This is a genomic window from Cobetia sp. PS-4MA (genome assembly GCF_057670765.1).
In genome coordinates this window covers 894,707-909,934 of record NZ_CM173107.1, presented here as the reverse complement: position 1 = coordinate 909,934, position 15,228 = coordinate 894,707, and the positions used below count along the sequence as shown (strand labels likewise).

Below are 15,228 nucleotides of genomic sequence, written 5' to 3'. Positions count from 1 at the left end.
CGTGATGTTGGCATCTGGCCGAGACAAGACGATTCGATGAGCGGTGACCGCGTCAGTGGCACCGCTCATTTTCGCTGACTCCAAGGAAGCTTCCCGATGACGGAACCCGCACTGGCCCTGACCCTGATCGGTCTGATGGCTCTCGGCTGTCAATGGCTGGCCTGGCGCATGCGTCTGCCCGCCATCCTGCCGCTGCTGATCGTTGGCATCCTTGCCGGCCCCGTCACGGGCTGGCTCAAGCCGGATGAACTGCTGGGAGACCTGCTGTTCCCGCTGGTCTCGCTGGCAGTGGCGGTGATCCTGTTCGAGGGCAGTCTGACGCTGGACTTCAAGGACCTGCGGGGACACGGGCACATCGTCAGACGACTGGTGACCACCGGGGTGGTGATCACCGGCGTGATCGGCACCGTGGCGGCGCATTATCTGCTCGACATGCGCTGGGAGATGGCCGCCGTGCTCGGGGCACTGCTGGTGGTGACAGGCCCGACCGTGGTGATGCCATTGCTGCAGACCCTGCGCGCGCGCGGCAACCTGACCCAGATCCTGCGCTGGGAAGGCATCATGATCGACCCGGTGGGCGCGCTGCTGGCGGTACTTGTCTATGAGTACGTCGCACTGGGCATGACCGGCAATGCGGTGTCACATACCCTGGTGCTGTTCGCCCAGACGGTGGGCCTCGGCCTTGGCATGGGCGCGCTGGGCGGCTGGTGCTGGGGGCTGGTGCTGCGCCACTTCTGGCTGCCCCAGAAGCTGCACAACTTCGGCACCCTGATGGTGATGCTGGGACTCTTCGCCATCTCCAATACCCTGTTCCACGAATCCGGACTCCTGACCGTGACCGTCATGGGGGTATGGCTGGCCAACATGCGCGGCGTGCCTACCCAGCAGATCATCGAGTTCAAGGAGACGCTCACCGTCCTGTTGATCTCCGGGCTGTTTCTACTGCTGGCGGGGCGCCTGACCGTCGAGCAGCTTTCGCTGCTGTCCTGGCCGGCGTGGGTCTTCCTGGCCGTGTTGATGTGGGTCGCGCGCCCGCTGACTGTCTGGCTGTGCACCCTGGGCAGCGAATTGACGCTGCGCGAGAAGGCGCTGCTGGCCTGGCTGTCTCCTCGCGGTATCGTCGCGGCCGCCGTGGCCTCGCTGTTCGCGCTCAAGCTCGAATCCCAGGGCATCGAAGGCGCCGAGATGCTGGTCCCGATGACCTTCCTGGTCATCATCGGCACGGTGGTGATCCAGAGCTTGCTGTCACGCCCCATCGTCAAGGTACTGGGTGTCGGTGAGCCACCGCCCTCGGGCTTCCTGATTCTCGGGGCCAACTCGGTGTCGCGCCTGGTCGCCCGCGAGCTGGTGGATGCCGGCTTCTCGGTACGCCTGACCGATACCAACTGGGACGCGGTACAGGAAGCCCGCATGGCAGGCCTGCCGGTCTATTACGGCAACCCGCTGTCCGAGCATGCCTCACAGCATCTCGAGTTAACGGGCATCGGCCATCTCATGCCCCTGTCGCCCTATCGCGAGCTCAACAGCCTCGCGGCGCTGCATTTCGAGCACATCCTCGGCCACGGCCGGGTCTTCCGGCTCGCCGAGGACAATGGCAAGAATGCCAAGCGCCAGCAGGACCAGGCGCTCGGCCACCTGCCGCTGTTGTTCGATGGCCAGGTCACCTACGCCAAGCTGGCCAGCCTGCTGTCACAGGGGGCGGAGTTCCGGCGTGCCCGCATCAGCGAGAACTTCAGTCTCGAGGACTATCGCCGGATTCATGATGACCGCCTGCTGACCCTGTTCTGCATCAGCAGCCAGGGCCGGATTCGCATCGCCAATTCCGCCGTCGCACTGGAACCCAAGGCCGGTGAGACGCTGATCAGCCTGATCTATGCCGACTCGCCTGAGCTGACCCGACCGGCACAATCGAAGGTGGACAAGGCCGAATCGAGCAAGTCATCCCAGGCCGCAGAAGGGGCAGGCTCTGACGCGAGTTCCTCCACCCGCTCCACCGCGAATCCCGGCACCGCCACGGGCTCCGGCCCCCTACCCGCCAGCCGTCTCCCCGGTGGCCGAGCCTGATGACGGCTTGAATGCATCTCGAAAACGGCATGCGCGCAGACAGCACGGCGCCCGGAGATGATGCCAGCCCCCTGACCACGAGGCCCGCTTCCGGCGGGCCTCGTGGCGAATGGCGCACAGCCGCGAAGCGGGATTCACAAAAAATGCCTAAAACGTTAGTGGCAGACTCCGACAGCCGCCCAAAATGCTGGTAGAGTACGCGCCAGTTTTGGCAGCCCTGTCCGGCAGCCAGCGCTATTGCCTTGTCCTCAACGTAACACCTACGCATTCAGGAGCTGCTTGATGCAGATCGTCATGGGCCTGGTGGGCGTCTTAGCCCTCCTGGGGATCGCCTTCCTATTATCTGAAAACCGACGCGCCATCAGCTTGCGCACCGTACTGGGGGCCTTTGCCATCCAGGCATTGCTGGGGGCATTCGTACTCTACGTTCCCGCCGGCAAGAGCATGCTGCTCGGTCTCAGCGAAGGGGTTCAGGCCGTCATGTCCAGCGCCAACGTGGGCATGGACTTCCTGTTCGGTGGCCTGGTCAGCGACAAGATGTTCGAAGTCTTCGGTGGTGGTGGTTTCGTGTTCGCTCTGCGCGTACTGCCGATCATCGTGTTCTTCTCGTCATTGATCGCGGTGCTCTACCACCTGCGCGTGATGAACGTCGTGATCAGCGTGCTGGGTGGCGGCCTGTCGAAGATTCTCGGCACCAGTCGTCCCGAATCGCTGTCCGCCGCGGCCAACATCTTCGTCGGCCAGACCGAAGCACCGCTGGTCGTGCGTCCGTTCATCGCCGGCATGACCCGCTCGGAACTGTTCGCGGTGATGACCGGTGGCCTGGCCTCCGTGGCCGGTTCCGTGCTGGTGGGCTATGCCTCGCTGGGCATTGACCTCAAGTACCTGCTGGCAGCGTCCTTCATGGCAGCCCCGGGTGGCCTGCTGATGGCCAAGATGCTGATCCCGGAGACCGAATCCAAGACCCAGAGTGTCGAGGAAGCCCTGGGCAAGGACATCGATCGCCCGACCAACGTCATCGATGCTGCCGCGTCCGGCGCAGCATCCGGCGTGCAGCTGGCCATCAATGTCGGCGGCATGCTGCTGGCCTTCATCGCCTTGATCGCGCTGGGCAACATCATCATCGGCTGGGTCAGTGGATTGTTCGGCTATCAGGACATCACGCTGCAGCTGCTGCTGGGCTACGCCTTCGCGCCGGTCGCCTGGGTCATCGGCGTGCCGTGGCATGAAGCCATCCAGGCCGGCAGCTTCATCGGTCAGAAGCTGGTGCTCAACGAGTTCGTCGCCTTCGCCGACCTCGCCAGCCATCAGATCAAGCTGTCCGAGCATTCCGAAGCGATCATCATCTTCGCGCTGTGTGGCTTCGCCAATCTGTCCTCCGTGGCCATCCTGATGGGCGGCCTGGGACTGATGGCACCGAACCGCCGCAGTGACATCGCGCAGATGGGCATGAAGGCGATTCTCGCCGGCACGCTCTCCAACCTGATGTCAGCCAGTCTTGCCGGACTGTTCCTGTCGCTGTGACGCTCATCGCAAGCCTCGCATGCGAGTGAGACACGCCGTCAGGTGACCTCTCGACAACGCCCGCCCAGTGCGGGCGTTGTCGTATCCAGCCCGCGTCACGAGCCAGCGAACGCCAGACCGGCAGACGACGGGGCCTGCCGATTGACTCCCTGTCGCCCTCCCCAGACAATAGCTCGGGTAGAAGCCTGGGTGCTCGGGAATCGGGTGAAAGCCCCGTACTGCCCCCGCAACGGTGATCGCAACGCTCATGCCGGTCGAGATGACCAGCCACTGCCTCCGGGACGTCCTCGTGACGACCCTCAAGGGAAGGAGGTGGGAAGGCGCATGAGGGGGTGAGACGTTCCAACAGGACGTCCGCCAGGCGTCAGTCCGGAGACCGGCCCTCGCTTCCACACTGGTTGATGCGGAGGGCCTCACCAGTGGCAAATTCGTCGGGATGTCCTTTTTCAAAGGGGCACGCCGCGACGATGTGCATCCACGCACCCTGTCACGCCTGTCCTCCTCATTGCGTCTGACGCTTGAGGATCATTCATGAATACTTACAAGACCCGTGGTCGCGCGCACGCGCAGGCCAAGTACACCCTCGTGGGCAGTCTGCTGCTGCTGACACCTCCTGCCCTGGCGGCACAGAAGACCACCGCCCCTTCATCGGATAGCCTGGAGACCGTTCAGGTCACCGCCAATCGCATCCCCCAGCTGCAGAATGATGTGCTGGCCAGCACCGACGTCATCACGCGTGGCGAGATCGAACGCCTGCAGGCCAGCTCGCTGGTGGACCTTCTGCAGTCGCGCAATGGCATCGAAGTCGCGCGCAGCGGTCCGATGGGGAGCCAGACCAGCCTGTTCATGCGCGGCACCGAGTCCGACCACACCTTGATCCTGGTCAACGGCCAGCGCATCGCCAACAGCGCCGATGGCCTGGCGCACTTCGAATTTCTGCCGCTGTCTGCCATCGAACGTGTCGAGATCGTGCGGGGGCCGCGCGCCAGCGTCTACGGCGCCGATGCCATCGGCGGCGTGATCAACCTGATCACGCGTGGCGGCAGCGAAGTCGGCCAGCACGCGGAAGTCACGCTGCGCGCCGGCAGCGACGGCACCTTCCGCCAGAACGCCCAGTTCAGCTCGGTGGAAGATGACACGCGTCTCTCCGCCAATCTCCATCATGATGAAAGCGATGGTTTCTCCGCCCGCGATACCGGCAGTGAAGATGATGGCTACGAGGCCACGGGCGCCGAACTGCGCCTTGGGCACGACTTCGGCCAGCGAGCCACGCTGTCTCTCGGCGTCGCCAAGACCGACACCGACTACGATTACGACGATTGCTACGACAGCAGCTTCAGTGCCTCTGAAGACTGCAGCGGAGAAGGTAGCCAGCTGGTACTGGATGCCAGCCTGCTGACCCACCTGAACCCGAACTGGGACATGACGGTCAGCGTGGCGCGTACGCGCGACGAGTACGAGAACACTGAAGCCGGCAGCGATGCCGGGCGTGTCGCCAGTGCCCGCAACGAGATCGGCCTGCGCCACGACTTCTACACCGACCTCGGCACGCTCAGCCTGGGGGTGGATCACCGCGAGGAAAGTCTGGACGCCGATGGCCCCTACTTCACCGCCGACGGCTATGAAGTGGACAGCCGCTATGCCACGGGGGTCTATGGCAGCTGGCAGCTCCAGCAACAACGCCATCACGTCACCACCAGCCTGCGGTATGACGATGACAATCGTTATGGTCATCAGATGACCGGTGGCTCCAGCTATGCCTATGACCTGACTCAGACACAGCAGCTCGGCGCCAGCTACTCGAGCGCCTTCAAGGCCCCCAACCTGATCGATCTCTACAGCCCTTACGGCTCAGGCAACCCGGATCTGGATGCCGAGACCTCCACCACGGCCGAACTCTTCTGGCGTCTGCAGGAGCAGCGGTGGCATGTGGGCGTCAATGCCTTCCAGACGGATATCGACAATCTGATCAGCTACGAAGGCGCCGACTTCACGCCAATCAATATCGACCGCTCACGCATCCGTGGCATCGAGCTGAGCAGTGGCTGGAAAGGTGACGCGCTCAGCGTCAATCTCGCCATGACCTGGCAGGACCCGGAAGACCGCGAGACAGGAGAGCAGCTGAAACGTCGGGCCAAGCGCTTTGCGCGCCTGGATGCCGATTACGCCCTCGCCGACTGGAGCTTCGGAGCAACGCTGCGTGGCAGTGCCAGCCGCAGCGATACCGATGCCGATACCTACACGGATACTCGCACCGCCGGCTATGGCGTCTTCGACCTGCGCACCAGCTGGCAGGTGATGCAGAACGTCAAGCTGAGCGCCAAGCTGGAGAACGTCTTCGATCGTGATTATCAGCTGGTCAACGGCTACAACACCCAGGGGCGTTACGTCGAAGGCGGCGTGACCTTCTATTTCTGAGCACCTATGACTGACGACGGGCCACACTCCTCACTGCGCCGCCCCGAGAGCGGCGCAGTGACAATGACTGACGGAGCACACGCATGACGGACCGCAATACCCGCCACAAGACGGCAATGGAAAAGCTCAAGTCACATGTCGACGACAAGGTGGCACAGGCCAATGAGGAGCGCGGCCAGCTGCTGGTCTTCACCGGCAACGGCAAGGGCAAGACGACCGCTGCATGGGGCACCATCACCCGGGCACTCGGCTATGGCTACAAGGTCGGTGTCATCCAGTTCATCAAGGGACTGTGGGAGTGCGGGGAGCGTGAGCGCCTTGCAGAGGATGCCAATCTGGAAGTCCACGCCATGACCACCGGCTTCACCTGGGACACCCAGAATCGTGACGCCGATACCGCGGCCTGTCAGGCGGTGTGGCAGGAAGCGAAGCGCCTGATGCGCGATGAAAGCGTCTATCTGGTCGTGCTTGATGAACTGACCTACATGGTCAAGTTCGGCTACCTGCCATTGGAAGAGGTGATGACGGCGCTGGAAGGTCGCCCCGAGGAGCAGACCGTCATCATCACCGGACGCAATGCCAACGGCGAGATCGTTGCCTGTGCCGATACCGTCACCGAGATGACCGAGATACGTCACGGCTTCAATCATGGCCTCAAGGCGCGCCGCGGCATCGACTTCTGAGCAGCTCGACCCACGTCACCGCGCTGCGCGCTGCACCGAGATGGCATGGCAGATCTGCGCCATCGCCTCGACGCTGCGCGGCCCCGGACGGCTGACCGGGTCCGGATCCAGTCCGACAAGCGCCACCGAGGCCAGCGGGCCACCCCTGGCTCGCCAGGCTGCCTTCCAACGCTCACGGGGGGCGCCTGCGGCCACCGGATGCAGAATCAGCCGAGGCCCTGCCAGCCACAGCGCTTCACGGCGTATCTGAGGCACCACGGTGGGGGCGTCAGACAACAACGGCTCTCCCCCGCAGCGGCGAATCAATTCATTGACCAGATGCCCTCCTGCCAGAGTCGTCATCGGGCTCTCGCCCAGCTGGAAGAAGACCGGCAAGGGCGCGTCGCCCTCCATGCCATCGCGTGCCTCCAGATGACTGATGCGCTTCTCGATACGCGCCACGTAGGCCTCTGCCTCGGGCCGGGTGCCCATCAACACCCCCAGGCGCTCGATATTGGAGAGTACCTGCGCCAATGTCCTGGGCTCGCTGAGGAAGGTCGTCAGCCCCAGCGCCGCCAGGCGCGCCTGCATTTCCGCGGACAGCCCGCTGCCCCACGCCACGATCAGCGCGGGTCTGGCCGCCAGCACCGCCTCCAGATTCGGCCCTTGATAGCTCGCGACACGCGGCAGCGTCTTGACCTGTGGCGGGTAATCACTGCCCTGGCTGACGGCGACCAGATGTGCAAGCCCTCCCGCCGCCGCGACCAGCTCCGCGGCATGGGGCGCCAGGGTGACCACACGATGAGCGGGCCGGGAAAGCGTCACCGTCTCGCCACCATCATCCACGACGGAAAGACTCGCCGCCCAGGCGAGCGACGGCATTGCGGTGAGCAGCAACGCTGACAGTCCCCCGAGGAGCGCGCGTCGCCCCTGAGATAGCGTGACGGTATTGATGGTATCGCTCCTGTATGACCGCGACGTCCCTGACGCCATGAGATGCCTGATCGAGGCACACGATCGCTTCAGCGCGTCTCGTGCGAAGTGCTATCGTGATCCACGCGATGTCGGACGTTCACGCCATCATTCTGTGTCAATATCGACATATGAAAATATCACCATATGACAATATCGCCATGTGCCAAAAAGGAGTTTCCATGCCCCGCATCCTGCCATCCGTAACTGCCGACGCGAGTTCAGGCGTCCAGCATTCCTTCTTGCGGCTAGGGCTGGTGCTGGCACTGAGTGCCGTCAGCGCCGTGAGTACGGCACAGGCTGACCAGACACCTGCACCGGCGCTTGTCCATGTCAGTGCCAGTGCCAGCATCGAAGCCGCGCCGGACAAGGCCAGCATCGAGGCGCGTCTCTGGGAGAAGACACCGGCCAGCAAGGTGGACGACAAGGCACCGGACAGTCAGAAGCAGGGAGAAGCCGCGCGCCAGGCCCGCCAGACACTGGAAGGCCGCATGAGCACGCTGATCCAGGCACTGGAAAGCGCCGGTATCGAGAGTCGCCTGATCAAGGCGGGCAGCCTGACCCTGCGACCGGAGCGCTATTACGAGCGCACGGCCAATGATCAGAACCCGCAGCAATGGCAGCGTACCCATCTCGAGCGCCCGATCAGCATTTCGCTGAAGGATCTGGACCAGGTGCCGGAGGTGATCGACCTGCTGTTGGGAGCGGGGGTGAATCAGTTGGCGGGCGTGCAATATCAGCTCAGTGATCGTGCAGCACTCGAGGACAAGGTACTGCAGCAAGCCCTGACCAAGGCACGCCACAAGGCCGAACTGATGGCCGAGACGCTGGGAGCGACACTGGGTGATGTGCAGTCGATCAATGAATCTTCCCAGAGCCCTCGCCCGCCGATGATGACCATGCGCGCCGACATGGCAGAAGCCAAGAGTGGTGGCAACGAGTATCGTCCCGGCGAGCTGTCACTGGAAAGTGATGTGCAGGTCAGCTGGGGACTGACATCAGCCGACTGAGCGTCGACACCCCGAACGCCACTCTCAAGACGCCAGCCGCTTGTCCAGAGCCGCTGGCGTCCACGCGTGACGGAAGCTCGGCCTATCTCGAGAGTGACGCCCCGCGATTCACATCCCCTCGGGCGCTGACTTACGCCCGGCCACCAAGCTCCGTCTCGATGGCGGCAAGCGCTGCCATGGGATTCTCGGCCTGAGTGACCGGACGCCCGATCACCAGGTGGGTGCTACCAGCCGCCATTGCCTCGCCCGGCGTCATGGTGCGTCGCTGATCACCGGCCTGGGCAAAGCTCGGGCGGATACCGGGCGTCACCTTGAGGAAGTCCGGCCCACACAGCGCCTTGAGACTGGGTGTCTCGCGCGCCGAGCACACCACACCGTGCATGCCGCTTTGCTGGGCAAGGCTCGCCAGACGCTCGACCTGGGCCAGTGGCGTGACATCCAGACCGATACCCGCAAGATCACTCTGCTCCATGCTGGTCAGCACGGTCACGGCAATCAGGCGCGTCTCGAGCTGGCGCGTGGCCAGTGCACTGGCGGCGGCTTCCATCATGCGCGCGCCACCACCGGCGTGCACGTTGGTCATCCAGACACCGTGCTCGGCAGCCGCCAGCACGGCCTGCGCGGTGGTATTGGGAATATCGTGGAACTTGAGATCCAGAAAGACCTCGAAGCCGCGCTGATGCAGCGCCTTGAGGATGTCCGGCCCCACTCGCGTGAACAGCTCCTTGCCCACCTTGACGCGGCAGCGCGTCGGATCCAGCTGGTCCGCCATGGCCAGTGCGGCGGCCATATCCGGGTAATCGAGGGCGATGATCAGGGGGGAAGTCGTGGCAGGCATCCGGGCTCCGGGCAATGAGACTAGGCGCGATGACAGGGGGTCATGGGCTCGGGGCAACATTATAGCGCCCACCAACGCACCTGTAAGCTCAGAGAAAGCCGAATCGAATCAGCTCGCTATTCGCGCTAGCACTTTCGCGCGTTGAGCGCTGAAGCGCCCCCAGGGATGAGGAATCGTTTAATTCTTAATGACTACAAAACTCATCCTTCAGCCACAGTGATTCACGTGCTGGGCACAGGGCATCACGGCCTGACCGGACGCCCCGACAATCATCATGAAACAAGGAAAAGCTCATGAAAACTCTGATGGGATCACTCGTCGTCGCAGGCCTGATGGCTTTCACCCCTCTGACGCAGGCTGCCGAGATGAACATCAACACCGCCACCCCTGAGCAACTGACTCAGCTCAAGGGCATCGGTGACAAGAAGGCACAGGCCATCGTCGCCTGGCGCAAGGCCAACGGCCCCTTCACCAGCATCGATCAGCTGGCTGAGGTCAAGGGCATCAGTGCCAACACGCTCGAACGCATGGAGACCACACTGACGCTCGACAAGACCGGCAACAGCGCCATAACGACGGGTCAGCCGGTCAGCGACAAGGTCGCACCGACGGTCAAGACATCCGGTGAGGCGACGCCCAGGGAGATCACCAGCAACCAGAGCTGACCAAGACGGCCGAGGTCAGGTCTCGACTCCCGCCACCCTGCAGGTGGTGAGAATCCACCGGCGAAAGACCAGCCTGGCCAGCGGCAGGGGAGTTCCGACAAAAGCAGCGCCGCAGACTTCCTGCGGCGCTGCTTCATCGTCGGGGTCAACACGACGGTGTCCGAGAAGCACGGCTTACATGAGGCGTTGCTTTCCTGCCACGAAAAAAAGCCGACCCGAAGGCCGGCCAGCGGGGTTTCCCCCTCCCCTGACGGTGAATCGGGCACCTGCATGCCCGATTCTGGCAGTGAAGCCATCCCTGGCTTTCCCCTTCCCCAAGGGGCTTCCTCAAGCGCCTGCCTCTGCCGGCAACCGACGCCTTGCAACTCCTCCCTGACCAGACGGTGGCCTGCGCCGCTTTCCGACACCTCGAAGAGTATCTCCCCCGAAGCATGATGCCCCATGCGGCATCCTCGTACGCCGCCCGTCTCGACATGAGCACTCTATCGCGATCATCGGCAGGCGAAGATGACATGCGTCAATTTCGAGAGCCTGGGTGGCATCACGCCGCTGCCTTCATGATCCACGTCAATTCATGGGCACTCCGCTCCCATGAATCAGTCCCGGAATGACACGCAGCAGACCCGAAACGCAGCAGACCCGAAACGAAGAAGGCGCCTTCGATCATCATCGAAAGCGCCTTCCTGATCAGCGACAGGGAGACCCCTGAAGCGGCATGCGGCATCAGTGCGACTTCATCGACGCACCTTCTTGTCTTCCACTTCGGTATGGCTCACCTCAAGCCCCAGCGGATGGCCTGCTGCCAACTCGGCCCGAGTGGCATCGCGGACCTCCAGTACCTCGACATCCCAGCTGAGCGCCTGGCCTGCCAACGGGTGATTGGCATCGACCTTGACCTGCTGATCACCGACTTCCAGTACGGTCACCGAGCGCTGCCCTTCGGGAGTTCGCGCCTGGAAGCGCATGCCCGGTGCAAGCTCCCCCGGGCCGAAGGCATCACGCCCGAAGTACTGGACCAGCCCCTCATCCCGCTCACCGAAGCCTTCCGCCGGTGTCAGGTTGACGACCTTGCGGTCGCCGACATCACAGCCCTCAAGCGCGCTCTCGAGCGCTGCCAGAATATTGTCATGGCCATGCAGGTAATCCATCGGCTCACGCTCAAGGGAGCTATCCAGCACAGTGCCATCAGCGGTGCGCAGGGTGTAATGCAGGCTGACGACCTGCTGGGAAGTAATCGCCATGGGAACCACTCCAGAAGAAAGGTGCAATACGGTCTCGCGGATCAAGTCGGATGAGACAGGACGACAGCTCAGCTTTCGCTGCGCCGCAGCTGACGACTGGAAAGCTCGACACGCTGTTGCTGATTGATCAGATTGAGCAGCACGATGACGCGCTCATCGCCCTTCGCGCTCTCGAAGACGCCACTGAGCGAACTCAAGGGACCATCGATGATCTCGACCTGCTCGCCGGCCCGGAAATAGACATTTTCCGGCGGTTGTTCCTGGCGTAGCTCGCCGCTGGCGATCAGGGCTTCCACCAGAGGCGTCGGCACCGCCGTCGGCGTGTTGCCGAAGCTGACCAGCTTGAGCACGCCACGGGTCGAGCGAATCGGACGCCAGTTGTCATCCATCTGATCGAGGCGTATGAACAGGTAATAGGGGAAGAGCGGCTCTTCGACCCAACGCAGCTTGCCGCCGCGCTTCTTTTCCACCTCCAGTAGAGGGTGGAAGACGTGAAATCCCTGATTGGTGAGGTTCTCCGCCGCACGGAAGGATTCCCCGCCCTTGCACTGGATCAGATACCAATGCGCCTTGGCAGCTTCTCGGGCTTCACTCATGATGACCTCTCATTGCCTGCCTGCCCCACTCATGCGTGTCTCGACCTGCATCATGCCTGTCGGCTGACCGGCAGGACAATGCATGGCTCTTGCCCTCAGGCAGTGCGACAATCCGGCCATGAATGACGCAAGCGGCAGATAGCCGCTCACCGTGCGTGTGACACGCGCGGCCACACCCTCTGCATGGACAGGCAAGGCTTTGACTTCAAAGGATTTACGCTTACTCGTTGGCCGTCATGGTATCACGTTCCTGATGGGCTTCGCCTCCGGGCTGCCACTGCTGCTGACCGGTAGCGTGCTGCAGGCCTGGATGACGGATGCCGGTGTCTCGCTTGACGCCGTGGGCCTGCTCGCGCTGGTCGGCCTGCCCTATACCCTCAAGTTTCTGTGGGCGCCATTGCTGGACCGCATCATGCCGCCGGTGCTCGGCCGGCGCCGTGGCTGGTTGATGATCGCCCAGCTGGCCCTGACCGCTCTCATCGCGCTGCTGGCCCTGCAGGACCCGCACATGTCGCCGCTGACCATGGGGGCCATCGCCCTGGCGGTCAGCTTCTTCAGCGCCACCCAGGACATCGTGATCGATGCCTATAGGCGCGAGCATCTGCCAGACAACGAGCTGGGGCTGGGCTCCAGCTTCTATGTCTATGGCTACCGCATCGGCATGTTGATGGCCTCAGCCGGTGGTCTGGTGCTGGCCGACATGATCGGCTTCCGCGTGACCTACCTGATCATGGCCGCGACCCTGGGCGCCTGCATGCTGGTGACCCTGCTGGCACCGGAGCCCGAGGCTCAGGCCGCGCCGCGCGCCCATCATCTGCATGAGATCCTGTGGGACCCCATCCGCCACTTCATGAAGCGCGATGGTGCCATCTGGCTGCTGCTGTTCATCCTGCTCTACAAGCTGGGCGATTCCGTGGCCGGCAATCTGACCACGCCCTTCTACAAGGACATCGGCTTCAGCAACTCCCAGATCGGCGCGACCGTGAAGCTGTTCGGCCTGTGGCCGTTGCTGGCCGGCACCTTCTTCGGCGGCCTGATGATCATGCGCATCGGCATCTATCGGGCGCTCTGGTGGTTCGGCATCCTGCAGATGGTGTCGACTGCCGGCTTCGTCTGGCTGCATCACGTCGGTGATTCGCTGGCGTGGCTCGCGGCTGTGGTCGCCTTCGAGAATCTGGCAGCCGGCATGGGCAGCGCCGCCTTCATCGCCTTCATGGGCGCGCTGACCGACAAGCGCTTCACCGCCGGCCAGTACGCGATGCTCTCATCGATCATGGGCCTGCCGCGCGTGGTGATTGCCGCGCCCTCCGGCTATCTGGCCGATGCGGCCGGCTGGGACAGCTTCTTCTGGATCTGCACGCTGGCCGCCATACCGGGCTTGTTGCTGTTGCTGCGCTTCCGCCACTGGGGCGCGATGCTGGCCACGCCACACAAGTCACCCGCCATGTCGGGCGAGTGACAACGTCGCGCAGGCAACCTGGAAAGCCCGAAAACAGCAGGAGAGCCCGAAAACAGCAGGTAGCACCACGAAACCCAGCAAGAAAGAATGAGGCAAGTCAGTCGGCGTCGTTGACACTGTAACAGCAGGTAAACGATGCTTATGCGGCATAGTGCATAAAGATAACAAGCTGCACCGCAGGCCCAGCTGGCGCCAGGCGGTGACATCAAGCACAGGGAGCCCGTCATGCCCATCACCACCCGGATTCACGAAGGCATCATGATCACGCCGCCTGCCCAGCTGACAGGCGAGCTCGCGCGCTATTTCCGCCAGGAGATGCTGGCGATGATTCCTGAGCACACCGGCACGCTGGCGGTGGACCTCAGCCATGTCGAGGCCATCGATGCCGATGGGCTCTCGGTACTGGTCAGTCTGCATGATGCGCTGTCCCCGGCGGCGCTGGTGGTGGTCGAACCCTCGCCGGTCATGCAGGCAGAGCTGGAGCGCGTGCGCCTGTTCGAGCTCTTCGATATCTACTATCAGCGCGACCCGCTGCTGGAGTCGAGCGGTGACACACGGACAGGGCCTTCTCGTGAGGTAGCCTGATGAAACGCGACCTGGCTCGGCCCACCTCCCTTGTCTGCTCTCTTCGATGCCTGCTGGGCGTCGCGATCACGGCCGCCCTGATGAGCGGCTGTACGCCGATCATGCTGGACGACACTCCCGCCGAAGATCACTGGCAACAGGCGACCCACTGGCCGCTGGAGCTGCCTGCTCCTCATGCCGATGATCGCTTCATGCAGCTGCCCGCAGGCGATGACCAGCGGCTGGCAGCGGGCGATCGACTGAGCGTCAGGGTTGCCGGCAGCGAACTCTTCGATGGCAGCTATGAGGTAGATCATGACGGACGCCTGCGCCTGCCGTGGCTCTCACCGGTCGAGGCCTCCAACAAGACCATCGACGCCCTGGCGGATGAGATCACCCGGCGTCTGGTGCAGGAAGAGCTGATTCGCCCGGGGCTGGCGCATGTCAGCATCCGGCTCGAGGAATGGGCGCCGTTGGCCGTTGCGGTATCCGGCGCGGTGTTCTTCCCGGGCGAGGCGGTCATCAATACCCGTCTGCCGGAAGAGCGCATGGTGCGCCGTGACTTCGCCGGCGGCGATGCCAGTCAACAGCGCCGTCTGTCGGCGGCCTTGACCACGGCCGGCGGTATCCGCCCCGATGCGGACCTGAGCCATATCGAGCTGATTCGCGACGGCCAGACACAGATTCTCGACATGCGCGGCCTGATCGACGGCGAGTATGCCGCCAATCCCTGGCTGCGTGTTGGGGACCGGATCCACGTACCCTCCAGCGGTGCCTTCCAGGCCGCGCTGATGCGCCCCTCGCCGCTCACCGCGCCGGGCATCGTCATCTATGCCTCCAACCTGACCACCCCTGCCAACAACAACAACGTCAGCAATTACACGGTGTTGCGCTCGCAGGTGCCCTACGGCGTACGCATGCTGCAGGGCGTGATCAATGCCAACTGCGTCGGCGGCATCCAGGCGACCTCCGGGTCACGCCGCGCGGTGCTGATCAGTACCAACCCGATGACGCATCAGCCGGTCGTGGTCGATCGCGGTATCGATGCCCTGTTGGCCAATCCGGCGGATGTGGGCGTCAATCCCTATCTGATGCCCGAAGATGTGGTCGGCTGCTATGACTCCGGCGTCACCAATATCCGGGATATCGCCAGAACGCTGACTGACCTGCTGACGCCGGCCACTCTGCTATAACGTTTCGCCCGCCCGTTGCCGC

13 protein-coding genes and 1 riboswitch are annotated in these 15,228 nt (G+C 63.4%); of the genes, 9 read left to right on the top strand and 4 right to left on the bottom strand.

The genetic code is table 11. From position 1 onward, the window contains the following. Nucleotides 1-96 precede the first annotated feature (96 nt). The 4 genes from AC26AR_RS03885 to cobO all read left to right on the top strand — a co-directional run bounded on the left by AC26AR_RS03885 (nt 97) and on the right by cobO (nt 6,689). Nucleotides 97-2,064, top strand: coding sequence for a cation:proton antiporter (locus AC26AR_RS03885; protein ID WP_488107578.1), 1,968 nt, complete (start codon nt 97-99; stop codon nt 2,062-2,064). Between the two features lie 282 nt (nt 2,065-2,346). Then, nucleotides 2,347-3,588 (top strand): NupC/NupG family nucleoside CNT transporter, encoded by a 1,242-nt coding sequence (locus AC26AR_RS03880; protein WP_077371796.1) that lies wholly within the window; start codon nt 2,347-2,349, stop codon nt 3,586-3,588. A gap of 170 nt (nt 3,589-3,758) precedes the next feature. Beyond that, nucleotides 3,759-3,987: riboswitch (cobalamin riboswitch) on the top strand. Nucleotides 3,988-4,119: 132 nt separating this feature from the next. After that, the gene (locus tag AC26AR_RS03875; protein ID WP_488107577.1) at nt 4,120-6,006 is read left to right on the top strand and encodes a TonB-dependent receptor domain-containing protein; all 1,887 of its coding nucleotides are present in this window, start codon (nt 4,120-4,122) and stop codon (nt 6,004-6,006) included. 83 nt (nt 6,007-6,089) lie between these two features. Beyond that, complete coding sequence (gene cobO / locus AC26AR_RS03870) at nt 6,090-6,689, top strand: cob(I)yrinic acid a,c-diamide adenosyltransferase (protein ID WP_488107576.1); 600 nt, start codon at nt 6,090-6,092, stop codon at nt 6,687-6,689. 15 nt (nt 6,690-6,704) lie between these two features. Here cobO and AC26AR_RS03865 read toward each other — a convergent pair whose 3' ends face one another. Next, entirely contained in the window at nt 6,705-7,565 is an 861-nt protein-coding gene (locus AC26AR_RS03865; RefSeq protein ID WP_488107575.1) for an ABC transporter substrate-binding protein, read from the bottom strand. Between the two features lie 257 nt (nt 7,566-7,822). Between AC26AR_RS03865 and AC26AR_RS03860 the strand changes: the two genes are divergently transcribed. Then, nucleotides 7,823-8,650 carry an SIMPL domain-containing protein gene (locus AC26AR_RS03860; protein ID WP_488107574.1) on the top strand — a complete coding sequence of 276 codons (828 nt, stop codon included), beginning with the start codon at nt 7,823-7,825 and terminating at the stop codon, nt 8,648-8,650. A gap of 130 nt (nt 8,651-8,780) precedes the next feature. Here the strand turns inward: AC26AR_RS03860 and pyrF are convergent, their stop codons facing one another. Beyond that, the gene (gene pyrF / locus AC26AR_RS03855; protein ID WP_084209187.1) at nt 8,781-9,488 is read right to left on the bottom strand and encodes an orotidine-5'-phosphate decarboxylase; all 708 of its coding nucleotides are present in this window, start codon (nt 9,486-9,488) and stop codon (nt 8,781-8,783) included. A gap of 293 nt (nt 9,489-9,781) precedes the next feature. Between pyrF and AC26AR_RS03850 the strand changes: the two genes are divergently transcribed. Continuing rightward, entirely contained in the window at nt 9,782-10,153 is a 372-nt protein-coding gene (locus tag AC26AR_RS03850) for a ComEA family DNA-binding protein (RefSeq protein WP_488107573.1), read from the top strand. Nucleotides 10,154-10,887: 734 nt separating this feature from the next. Here the strand turns inward: AC26AR_RS03850 and AC26AR_RS03845 are convergent. Beyond that, nucleotides 10,888-11,394 carry an FKBP-type peptidyl-prolyl cis-trans isomerase gene (locus tag AC26AR_RS03845; protein WP_488107572.1) on the bottom strand — a complete coding sequence of 169 codons (507 nt, stop codon included), beginning with the start codon at nt 11,392-11,394 and terminating at the stop codon, nt 10,888-10,890. Nucleotides 11,395-11,462: 68 nt separating this feature from the next. Continuing rightward, nucleotides 11,463-11,990, bottom strand: coding sequence for a transcription/translation regulatory transformer protein RfaH (gene rfaH, locus AC26AR_RS03840; RefSeq protein WP_488107571.1), 528 nt, complete (start codon nt 11,988-11,990; stop codon nt 11,463-11,465). A 253-nt stretch (nt 11,991-12,243) separates the two neighbouring features. On the opposite strand from rfaH, the gene AC26AR_RS03835 reads away from it, so the two are divergent. The 3 genes from AC26AR_RS03835 to AC26AR_RS03825 all read left to right on the top strand — a co-directional run bounded on the left by AC26AR_RS03835 (nt 12,244) and on the right by AC26AR_RS03825 (nt 15,206). Beyond that, on the top strand, nt 12,244-13,449 hold the full coding sequence (locus AC26AR_RS03835; RefSeq protein WP_082388128.1) for an AmpG family muropeptide MFS transporter: 1,206 nt from the start codon (nt 12,244-12,246) through the stop codon (nt 13,447-13,449). 225 nt (nt 13,450-13,674) lie between these two features. Then, nucleotides 13,675-14,034, top strand: coding sequence for an STAS domain-containing protein (locus AC26AR_RS03830; RefSeq protein ID WP_488107570.1), 360 nt, complete (start codon nt 13,675-13,677; stop codon nt 14,032-14,034). Next, the gene (locus AC26AR_RS03825; RefSeq protein ID WP_200019066.1) at nt 14,034-15,206 is read left to right on the top strand and encodes a polysaccharide biosynthesis/export family protein; all 1,173 of its coding nucleotides are present in this window, start codon (nt 14,034-14,036) and stop codon (nt 15,204-15,206) included. The genes AC26AR_RS03830 and AC26AR_RS03825 overlap by 1 nt, the downstream gene beginning before the upstream one ends. Nucleotides 15,207-15,228 lie beyond the last annotated feature (22 nt).

Excerpts from the sequence above, each read along its gene's own strand:
- AC26AR_RS03825 (WP_200019066.1), top strand. The coding sequence starts at position 14,034 with ATGAAACGCGACCTGGCTCGGCCCACCTCCCTTGTCTGCTCTCTTCGA.
- AC26AR_RS03875 (WP_488107577.1), top strand. The coding sequence starts at position 4,120 with ATGAATACTTACAAGACCCGTGGTCGCGCGCACGCGCAGGCCAAGTAC.
- AC26AR_RS03835 (WP_082388128.1), top strand. The coding sequence starts at position 12,244 with ATGGGCTTCGCCTCCGGGCTGCCACTGCTGCTGACCGGTAGCGTGCTG.
- rfaH (WP_488107571.1), bottom strand. The coding sequence starts at position 11,990 with ATGAGTGAAGCCCGAGAAGCTGCCAAGGCGCATTGGTATCTGATCCAG.
- AC26AR_RS03850 (WP_488107573.1), top strand. The coding sequence starts at position 9,782 with ATGAAAACTCTGATGGGATCACTCGTCGTCGCAGGCCTGATGGCTTTC.
- pyrF (WP_084209187.1), bottom strand. The coding sequence starts at position 9,488 with ATGCCTGCCACGACTTCCCCCCTGATCATCGCCCTCGATTACCCGGAT.
- AC26AR_RS03885 (WP_488107578.1), top strand. The coding sequence starts at position 97 with ATGACGGAACCCGCACTGGCCCTGACCCTGATCGGTCTGATGGCTCTC.
- cobO (WP_488107576.1), top strand. The coding sequence starts at position 6,090 with ATGACGGACCGCAATACCCGCCACAAGACGGCAATGGAAAAGCTCAAG.
- AC26AR_RS03845 (WP_488107572.1), bottom strand. The coding sequence starts at position 11,394 with ATGGCGATTACTTCCCAGCAGGTCGTCAGCCTGCATTACACCCTGCGC.
- AC26AR_RS03860 (WP_488107574.1), top strand. The coding sequence starts at position 7,823 with ATGCCCCGCATCCTGCCATCCGTAACTGCCGACGCGAGTTCAGGCGTC.
- AC26AR_RS03880 (WP_077371796.1), top strand. The coding sequence starts at position 2,347 with ATGCAGATCGTCATGGGCCTGGTGGGCGTCTTAGCCCTCCTGGGGATC.
- AC26AR_RS03830 (WP_488107570.1), top strand. The coding sequence starts at position 13,675 with ATGCCCATCACCACCCGGATTCACGAAGGCATCATGATCACGCCGCCT.